General features: G+C 70.1%; 7 protein-coding genes. 4 read left to right on the top strand and 3 right to left on the bottom strand.

Annotated features, from left to right (window positions below; genetic code table 11):
- Positions 1 to 287: AMP-binding enzyme (locus HOV91_RS37350; RefSeq protein WP_438822727.1), on the top strand; the 287-nt coding region annotated here is incomplete at its 5' end.
- A gap of 15 nt (positions 288 to 302) precedes the next feature.
- Here HOV91_RS37350 and HOV91_RS37355 read toward each other — a convergent pair.
- The 3 genes from HOV91_RS37355 to HOV91_RS37365 form a co-directional block, all read right to left on the bottom strand.
- On the bottom strand, positions 303 to 851 hold the full coding sequence (locus tag HOV91_RS37355) for an HD domain-containing protein (protein ID WP_174189924.1): 549 nt from the start codon (positions 849 to 851) through the stop codon (positions 303 to 305).
- 128 nt (positions 852 to 979) lie between these two features.
- Positions 980 to 1,372, bottom strand: a complete 393-nt coding sequence (locus HOV91_RS37360; protein WP_174189925.1) for an SCO5389 family protein — start codon at positions 1,370 to 1,372, stop codon at positions 980 to 982.
- Between the two features lie 60 nt (positions 1,373 to 1,432).
- Positions 1,433 to 2,497: a nitronate monooxygenase gene (locus HOV91_RS37365; RefSeq protein WP_174189926.1), complete on the bottom strand. Its 1,065-nt coding sequence runs from the start codon at positions 2,495 to 2,497 to the stop codon at positions 1,433 to 1,435.
- A gap of 183 nt (positions 2,498 to 2,680) precedes the next feature.
- Between HOV91_RS37365 and HOV91_RS37370 the strand changes: the two genes are divergently transcribed.
- The 3 genes from HOV91_RS37370 to HOV91_RS37380 all read left to right on the top strand — a co-directional run.
- On the top strand, positions 2,681 to 3,556 hold the full coding sequence (locus tag HOV91_RS37370; RefSeq protein ID WP_174189927.1) for a M23 family metallopeptidase: 876 nt from the start codon (positions 2,681 to 2,683) through the stop codon (positions 3,554 to 3,556).
- A 143-nt stretch (positions 3,557 to 3,699) separates the two neighbouring features.
- A complete protein-coding gene (locus tag HOV91_RS37375; RefSeq protein ID WP_174189928.1) occupies positions 3,700 to 4,683 on the top strand; it encodes a LuxR C-terminal-related transcriptional regulator in 984 nt (327 codons plus the stop codon).
- Positions 4,684 to 4,987: 304 nt separating this feature from the next.
- On the top strand, positions 4,988 to 9,611 hold a 4,624-nt coding region (locus HOV91_RS37380; protein ID WP_174189929.1), incomplete at its 3' end, for a non-ribosomal peptide synthetase.

Consider the following 9,611-nt stretch of genomic DNA (forward strand, 5'->3'; position numbering starts at 1 on the left):
AGAACGCCGTGATCGGGCACCCCGCGGTCGCCGAGGCCGCCGTGATCGGCGTGCCGGACGAGAAGTGGGACGAGCGCCCGCTGGTGGCGATCGTGCTCGCCGAGGGCGCCGAGGCCGAGCCGGAGGAGCTGCGCGAGTTCCTGGCCGACAAGTTCGCGAAATGGCAGTTGCCGGAACGCTGGACGTTCATCGCCGAGGTACCCAAGACCAGTGTGGGCAAGTTCGACAAGAAGCGGCTGCGCAGCCAGTACGCCGACGGCGACCTGAAGGTCACCACGCTCGGCTGAGTCCGGCGCCCCGCGTCACCACTTCAGCATCGGCAGTGGTGACGTGGGGTTGGTCCGCAGCCGCCGCGCGGTCAGCTGCACGAGCCTGCGGTGGAAACCGTGGTTCGGATAGCGCTTCGCCAGCTCGCGGTAGGTTCCCCGGGAGATGCCGAACCGGCCGAGCAAGCCGAGTTCGACGTCGATCGCGTCGGCGCGCCGGAAGATCTCGACCGGATCGTGCGGCGGTCCCGCGGGGCGGATTCTGTGGTGCTCGTCGATCATCGACACCACCAGGCCGGTGAGGTCGTCGCGGCCGATGCTCGCCAGCCAGGCGCGCGCCTGGTCGCAGGAGGGGGCGAGGTAGTCGAAGCTGCCCGCCGACCAGATGCCGATGTCGTGCAGGGTGGCCGCGGTGCGGAACTCCTCGCGGGCGCTCGGCCTGGGTTGCTGATCGGCGGCCAGCAGGTCGCACAGCGCCAGGACGCGCAGCACGTGATTGGTGTAGGCGGCGCGGTCCGGTCCGAGCTGCTGGTGCCACGGTGCGAGCCGGACTTCGACCTCATCGCGAAGATCGTTGCTGCTCATGGCGGTTCACCCTACGCCAGCGGCGGCTCTGCGCACGGTGGCGACGCGCGGCCGCACCGGCCGCGGACGCGAAAACACCCGGCGCGGGCCGAAACGGTTTGCCGCGCCGGGTGTTCAGCTCGCGCCGCTCAGCAGTTGCGCAGTTCCGGGCTCTGGTTGAGCAGCTGGGCCCGGGTGCCGATGAACCTGGTGTAGGTCTCGCCGCCGACCGCGGAGAGCGGGAACGCGGCGACCCGGTGGCAGTTCTGGAAGGCGAGCTTCACGCCGAAGTGCCGCTCCAGTCCACCGCGGATGGCGTCGGAGGCCATGGCGCGCAGCAGTTGCCCGCGGGCCGTCTCGTCCGGCGGCGCGATCGTGTTGTCGGCGTATTCCTCCGCGCCGGAACGCAGTTCACCGGCGACCCGACTCACCACTTCCCAGGCGTAGGGCAGCGAGGTGCGGACGACCTCGACGAAGTCGGCGTCGTCGACCTCGCCTCGCTCGGCGCGTTCGAGTAGTGCGGTGGGGACATCAAGGGACATGGCGCTCTCCTCCAGTGCTGGACGCGTGCGATGCACGTCGAGTCTAAACGAAAGTCGTTGTCAACAATGCTGGATTCGGCGCGAAAGAGCGGCCTCCAGAGCGGTTTTCGCGGCGGCGGCCAGGGCCGCGACCAGTTCGCCCGCGGGTAGCTCCGGTGCCAGCTCATGCGTCTGGCCCGCCCAGAGATTGACCTCCTCGGGGTTGCCCGCCGCTCGTGCGGCGGCCCGCAGCGGGGCGGTGGCGTAGTGGATCTCCGGGTATCCCGTCGGCGCGTTCGCGGTGTGCTCGACGAGGAATCGGTTACGCAGCCCGCGCGCCCTGCGTCCGGTGAACGCGCGCGTGAGCATCGTCGGGGTGTCCGTGGCCAAGGCGGCGCGGTGCACCTGGTGGGTGCCCGCCTCGGGGCAGCGCAGGAAGACGGTGCCCAGCTGCGCCGCCCTCGCGCCCGCCGCGAGTGCCGCGGCGATGCCCGCGCCCGTCGCCAGGCCGCCGGTGGCCACCAGCGGCAGGTCGGTGGCGGCGGTGAGCAGTTGCAGCAGCGCCAGCAGGCCGAGCGGGTCGGTCGCGTCGTCGTCCGGCCGGTCGGTGAACGTCGCGCGGTGCCCGCCCGCCTCGGCGCCCTGGGCGATGAGGACGTCGGCGCCCGCGTCGACCGCGACGCGCGCCTCGGCCACCGACGTGACCGTCACCCACACTTCCGAGCCCGCGTCGCGCAGCCGCGCGACGTCCGTGGCGCTCGGGCAGCCGAAGGTGAACGACACGGCCGCGACCGGGTCGGCGACCAGCAGATCGAGCTTGGCCGCCCAGTCGTCGGTGTCGAATCGCGGGTCGCCGAGTTCGTGGGTGGCGCCGAGTTCGGCGAGGTAGTCCGCCAGGTCGGCGGCGGGGGTCGCGGGTCCGGGCACGAAGAGGTTCACCCCGAACGGTTTGCCGGTGGCCGCCCGGGTCGCCCTGATCCGCGCGGCGGTGTCGGCGGCGCTCAGATAGCCGGCGGCCAGCTGTCCGAAGCCGCCCGCCTCGGCGACCGCGGCGGTCAGCTCGGGAGTGGAGGGGCCGCCCGCCATCGGGGCCAGCACGATCGGAACGTCCAGATGGTCGAGGATCACGGACTGATTCTCGCTCATTTGGACATGTGACCCGAGCCTCACCAGCGTTTTTCCGCTGGAAGGTTGCGGAATGGTCACGACGAGGTAGAGTTCCCGTCACGACGGATGCCAAACCGTTATCGCCAGTCGAAATCGGATCGTTATGAACCGGTCGGCCGGGCAGGCATCCGGGACCCTGTTCTACGACCGAGGACCAAAGCTTTGTCGCAGCACCGTGTAGGCCCCACTTCCATTACCGTCCAGAGCCTCCTCGGCGAGGGCGGCGAAACGGGCCGTCCGAAGCGGCACCGCGCCGAGCCGTCCGCCACCGAGCGGGTGAAAGCCGCCGCGACCGCCGCCGTCGCCGCAGGCGCCCTCATCGGCGCCGCCAGCCAGGCCGCTCCGGCGCTCGCCTACGCGTCGCCGCTGCTGCCCGGTTCGCACGACAGCGATGACGAGCCGCAGGCCGCCTCCACCGTAAAGGGCTCGAGCATCCTGCCGGTCGCCGAGGCCAAGGCCGCCGCCGAGCCGGTCGCCGAGGTCGCGCCGGCGCCCGCTCCGGTCGCCGCCCAGGTCGCGGCCCCGGTCGCCGCCCCGTTCGGGATTCCCAATCTTCCTCCGGAGATCGCCGCACCCTTGGCCCACGCCGAGGAGGTCCTCAAGGGCGTGCAGCAGCAGGTCGCTCCGGCGCCGCCCGCGGTGCGCCCGGTGGCCGGCGCGATCAGCTCCGGCTACGGCAGCCGCTGGGGCGCGATGCACTACGGCATCGACTTCGCCGACGCGCTCGGTGCGCCGATCCACTCGGTCAGCAGCGGCACGGTGATCGAGGCGGGGCCCGCCTCCGGTTTCGGCCTGTGGGTGCGCGTGCTGCAGGACGACGGCACCACCGCGGTCTACGGACACGTGAACGAGATGTTCGTGCACGCGGGCCAGCGGGTGAACGCGGGCGACGTGATCGCCACCGTCGGCAACCGGGGCCAGTCCACCGGTCCGCACCTGCACTTGGAGATCTGGGACCAGGCCGGTGCCAAGATCGACCCGCTGCCGTATCTGGCGAGCAAAGGCGTGCCCATGGAGTGGGGCCCGTCGATCCACTGACTTCTCCTGTCCGACTTGATATTCCGTCGAGCGCACGGTGGCGCGCAGCGAAGCTTCCCGTGTCTCGATCGCGCGGGAAGCCGATCGCGTGCGCGTCTCGTAGAGCGGCCCCACGGACACCGGTCGGTCGCTAGGCTCGGGCCGTGATCGAGCTGGGCGACATCTTCGAGCCTGGTTCACCGCACGGCCGTGTGTACGCCGTGCTGGTGCACCATCCCCGGTCGAGTCTCGCCGATATCGCGCAGTACCTGGGCGTTTCGGAAGACCTCGCGGCGGACTCGTTGGATGTGTTGTGTGAATTGCGTGCCGCGGTCCGCATCGAGTCGCCCGACGGCGAACCACGGTGGGACGCGCACGCACCGGAATCGTTGTCCGAAGCCGAGGCGCGGCGCAGACAGCAGGAGATCAATCAGATGCACGCTGCCGCGGCGCGGCTGAGCGAGACGTTCCGGTCGGTGCGTCGCTCGCCGCGCGGCAACGGCGCGGTGGTGCCGGTGTACGAGCGACTGGAGATGCTCGCGGACTTCGAGGAGATGCAGAACGCCGCGCGCAGCTGCGTCAAGCTGGTCGAGCGCGGCCCGTATCTCAGCGATCCGGAACGCGAGCGCCAGTTGTTCGAACTCAAACGGGCCAGGCTCGGCGAAGGCATCCGCTATCAGACCCTGTACCAGGACACCGTCTACCAGGACCCGGAGCGCCTGCGGCACGCGCTGTCCACCAACGCCAGCGGCGCGCAGGCCAGAACGCTGCCCGAGCCGCCGTTCAAATTGATCATCAGCGACGACGAACGGGCCAGCCTGGTGCTGCACGCCGACGAGCGCAGGCCCGACCCGATGGGTCTGCGCATCACCGGTTCGCCCACGCTCGAGCTGCTGATCAAGACCTTCGACGTCCTGTGGGCGATGGCCGCGCCCATCTCGGTGAACCCGGCCGCGGAGGCGCTGGACGAACGCGACCGCGCGATCCTGACGCTGATGGGACTCGGCGCGACCGACGACACCATCGCGCGGCGGCTGGGGATGTCCCGGCGCACCGTGGTCCGCCGGACCGCCCGGCTGCTCGAGCGTCTCGGCGCGAGCACGCGATTCCAGGCGGGGGTGCAAGCCACCCGGCGCGGATGGTTGTGAACATGTTCACCGATCCGGGCGCTTTTGCAACATGACGGGCCCCGCGCCGATATAACGGCAGGCGATCAGGCAAGACACCGATTCCAGGGGGAGCGGACGGTGCCCGACGAGAGGACAGCACGGAAGGCGGGGGCGCGGAGCGCAGTGGCGGCAGCCGCGGCAATCCAATGGCAATCCAATACAGCGCGCGGGTTCAGCGATCAGCCCCTTATATGATTGCCCGGTCCGCGCTGGCCCCGGATCTCAAGCCCTGAGCAGGGTATGCCCCGGGTCCTGGCTCGATGCGAGAGGTGAATGCACTCGAATGGAAACCGCCCGTCGTTCCGCTCGCGGTAGCCGTCGCCGCAGGTCGGGCAGTCCGCTCTTCGCGCAGCTGCTCACCGCCGCCGTCGAGTCCGCCGCCACCGAGGTCGCGATCCGGTTCAATCCGACGGGAGATCCGGCCGACGATCGGGAGCTCACCTACGCCGAGCTGGACGCCGCGTCCTCGCGGCTGGCCAGGGAACTGATCGAACGCCGCGTCGGTCCCGGCGACGTGGTCGCCATCGGAATCTCGCGCAGCGTGGAGTCGGTGCTGGCGGTCTGGGCGATCGCCAAGACGGGCGCGGCCTACGTGCCGGTCGACCCGACGTATCCGACCGACCGCATCAACCACATCGTCGCCGACTCCGGCGCCACGGTCGGCCTGACCACCTCGGCGCACCGCGCGGTGCTCGGCACCGGTGTGTACTGGATCGAGCTGGACGACCCGGTGCAGTCCGCGCGCATCGCCGCGCGCCCGGAGCATCCCATTTCCTACACCGACCGGGTTCGCCCGTTGGACGAGCGGCACCCGGCCTACGTCATCTACACCTCCGGCTCGACCGGCAAGCCCAAGGGCGTCGTCGTCACGCACAGCGGCCTGGCCGGGCTGGTGGCCGCGGAGCGCGAGCACTACGGGGTGACCGAGGAATCGCGCGTGCTGCACGTCTGCTCGCCGAACTTCGACGTCTCGGTGCTCGAACTGCTGCTGGCCTTCTCCTCCGGAGCGACGCTGGTGATCGCGCCGCCGACCGTCTTCGGCGGTTTCGAGCTGGCGGACCTGCTGCGGCGCGAGCGCGTCACGCACATGCTCATCACGCCGGGCGCCCTGGAATCGGTGGATCCGGCGGGGCTGGAGGACCTGCAGGCCGTGGTGGTGGCCGGGGACAAGTTCGGTCCGGAGCTGGTCGGCCGCTGGGCCGACGAGCACGAGTTCTACAACGGCTACGGCCCCACCGAGGCGACGATCCTCGCCACCAGCACCCCGCCGATGGCGGCGGACGAGCCCATCACGATCGGCACGGCCATCCCGGGAGTCGGCGCGTTCGTGCTGGACTCGCGGCTGCGCCCGGTGCCAGCCGGGGTGGTCGGCGAACTCTATCTGTCCGGTCCCGCGCTGGCGCAGGGCTATCTCAACCGGCCGGGCCTGACCGCCGAGCGGTTCGTCGCCAGCCCGTTCGGCGCCGACTCCGGCAACCCGGGCGCGCGGCTCTACCGCACCGGGGACCTGGTGCGCCGCACCGAGGCCGCGGGGCAGGACGGCGGCGTCATCGAATATCTGGGGCGCTCGGACTTCCAGGTGAAGATCCGCGGTTTCCGCATCGAACTGGGCGAGATCGACAACGCCCTCACCAGCCACCCGGACATCGACTTCGCGGCCACCCTCGGCAAGACGCTGCCGTCGGGTGCGACCGCGCTGGTGGCCTATGTGCTGCCGCGCCAGGGAGCCGACGTCGACACCGGCGCGCTCGCCGAGTACCTCGGGGAATCATTGCCCGCGTACATGATTCCGGCGTCGATCATGACGTTGGAGAAGATCCCGCTGACGCCGGTCGGCAAGCTCGATCGTGCCGCGTTGCCCGAGCCGGTGTTCGCCGCGCGGGCGTTCCGTGCGCCGTCGACACCGGTGGAGGAGATCGTCGCGGAGGTTTTCGCGGCGCTGCTGGTGCCCGAGGAGGACGGGCGCGTCGGTGCGGACGACGATTTCTTCGAACTCGGCGGTAATTCTTTGCTGGCGGCGCAGGCGGCGGCGCGGGTCGGTGCGGCGCTGGGTGCGCGGGTGCCGGTGCAGTTGTTGTTCGAGGCGACGACGGTCGCCGCGCTGGCGGCTCGGGTGGAGCAGCATGCGGGGTCGGCGGCGGGTCAGGCGTTGCGTGCGCTTCCGCGGCCGGAGCGGGTGCCGTTGTCGTATGCGCAGCAGCGGATGTGGTTCTTGAACCGGTTCGATCCGGGTAGCGCGGTGAACAACATTCCGGTGGCGGTGCGTTTGTCGGGACGTCTGGATGTGGCCGCGTTGCGGGCGGCGGTCGGTGACCTGGCCGAGCGGCACGAAGTACTGCGCACGGTGTATCCGGACGTGGACGGTGTGGGTTATCAGGTGGTGCTGCCGGTGGAGGATGCGCGGGCGGTGCCGGATGTGATGGTGCGCCGCGCGGGGGAGTCGGAAGTGGCCGCATTGGTCGCCGCGGCGGTGGGTGAGGGCTTCGATGTGACGGTGGCGCCGCCGGTGCGGGTGCGGTTGATCGAGCTGAGCGATTCCGAGCACGTGCTGGTGTGCGTGGTGCACCACATCGCGGGTGACGGGTTCTCGATGGGCCCGTTGACGCGGGACTTGATGAGCGCGTATGTGGAGCGCACGCGCGGCGGTGCGCCGGGGTGGGCGCCGTTGCAGGTGCAGTACGCCGATTTCGCGTTGTGGCAGCGGGAGGTCCTCGGTGACGAGGACGATCCGGAGTCGTTGCTGGCCCAGCAGATCGCGTTCTGGCGGGCGGGGTTGGCCGGATTGCCCGAGCAGTTGGAGTTGCCCGCGGACCGGGCGCGTCCCGCGGTGTCGTCGCATCGGGGTGCGACGTTGGCGTTCGAGGTGGACGCGGAAGTGCACGCGGGCTTGGTGCGGGTAGCGCACGAGCACAACGCGACCTTGTTCATGGTGGTGCACGCGGCGTTGGCGGTGTTGCTGGCGCGGTTGTCCGGGACCCGGGATATCGCGGTGGGCACTCCGGTGGCCGGGCGGGGTGAGGCGGAACTCGACGACCTGGTCGGCATGTTCGTCAACACGCTGGTGCTGCGGACCGAGATCGATCCCGGGATGGGATTCGACCGGTTGCTGGGGCGGGTGCGGTCGGTGGATGTGCAGGCCTTCGGGCATGCCGACGTGCCGTTCGAGCGGCTGGTGGAGTTGCTGGATCCGGTGCGGTCGCCGGCGCGGCATCCGTTGTTCCAGGTGATGCTGACCTTCCAGAACCTGGCGCGCACCGAACTGGAGCTGCCGGGACTGTCGGTGTCGGCGGTGGACCTGGCGGTGCCGCTGGCGAAGTTCGACCTGCAGTTGGCGCTGTCGGAGGACATTGATCGGCACGGGCAGCCGCAGGGGTTGTCGGCGGCGTTCACCTATGCCACGGATCTGTTCGATCCGGCCACGGTGCAGGATTTCGCGGATCGGTTCGGGCGGATCCTGTCGGCGGTGGCCGCGGACGCCTCGGCGGTGGTCGGTGATATCGATGTGCTGGCCGCGGGTGAGCGCGAGCTGGTGCTGCACGAGTGGTCCACTCCGGGGGCGGTGGTGCCCGAGGTGACGTTGGTCGAGGTCATCGCCGCTCAGGCCCGTAGCCGTCCGGACGCGATCGCGATCCGCTACGCCGATACGGTGCTGACCTTCGGCGAGTTGCACCGGCGGGCCAACCAGGTCGCTCGGGCGTTGATCGCCCAGGGCGCCGGTCCCGAGTCGCTGGTCGCAGTGGCAGTGCCGCGGACCGAGGAGTTGCCGGTCGCCCTGTTGGGTGTGCTGACCGCGGGCGCGGCGTATTTGCCGATCGACACCACCTATCCGGTGCAGCGGCTGGAGTTCATGCTCGAAGACGCCGCCCCGGTCGCCGTCCTGACCACCGCCACCGAGCGGGAGTCGCTACCCGTGGGCCATGTCCCGGTGCTCCTGCTGGAGGAGACCACCGGCTACGACGACGCACGGGTCCGCAACCGCGAGCGCCTGACGCCGCTGCGTCCGGACCACCTGGCGTATGTCATCTACACCTCGGGTTCCACGGGTGTGCCGAAGGGCGTGGGCGTCGCGCATCGCAACGTGGTCGAGTTGTTCGCCAACACCCAATTGCTGTTCGAGTTCGACGAAACCGACGTGTGGACGCTGTTCCACTCCTTCGCGTTCGACTTCTCGGTCTGGGAACTGTGGTGCGCGCTGGCCAACGGCGGCACCGTCGTCGTGGTCGACTACCTGACTTCCCGCTCGCCGGAGCAGTTCCGGGAACTGCTGATCCGCGAGCAGGTCACCGTGCTCAACCAGACCCCCTCGGCGTTCTATCAGCTCGCCGAGGCCGACCGCGCGGCGCACCACGACGAGGGCAAGTTCGCCCTGCGCTACATCGTGTTCGGCGGCGAGGCGCTGGATCTGCGCCAATTGCGGCGCTGGTACGAGCGGCACCCGGTGGACGCGCCGTGGCTGGTGAACATGTACGGCATCACCGAGACCACGGTGCATGTGTCGTTCCTGTCGCTGGACGAGCAGATGGCCGACAACCCGGCCAGCGTGATCGGGCGGGCGCTGCCGGGCTTGGACGCGTACGTGCTCGACGACCGGGTGCATCCGGCTCCGGTGGGGGTGGCCGGTGAGATCTATGTCGCGGGCGCGCAGTTGTCCCGGGGTTATCTGGGCCGTCCTGGTTTGACGGCGTCGCGTTTCGTGGCGAATCCGTTCGGTGCGCCGGGGTCGCGGATGTATCGCAGTGGTGATATCGGCCGGTGGGTCGGTCTCGGCGGTCAGGCCACCCTCGAGTACGCCGGGCGTGGTGATCAGCAGGTGCAGTTGCGGGGGTTCCGTATCGAGTTGGGGGAGATCGAGGCGGCGTTGCTGCGTTGTCCGGGGGTGAGTCAGGCGGTGGTTGTGGTGCGTGCGG

This window comes from Nocardia barduliensis, from assembly GCF_013315795.1.
Classification (GTDB): domain Bacteria; phylum Actinomycetota; class Actinomycetes; order Mycobacteriales; family Mycobacteriaceae; genus Nocardia; species Nocardia barduliensis.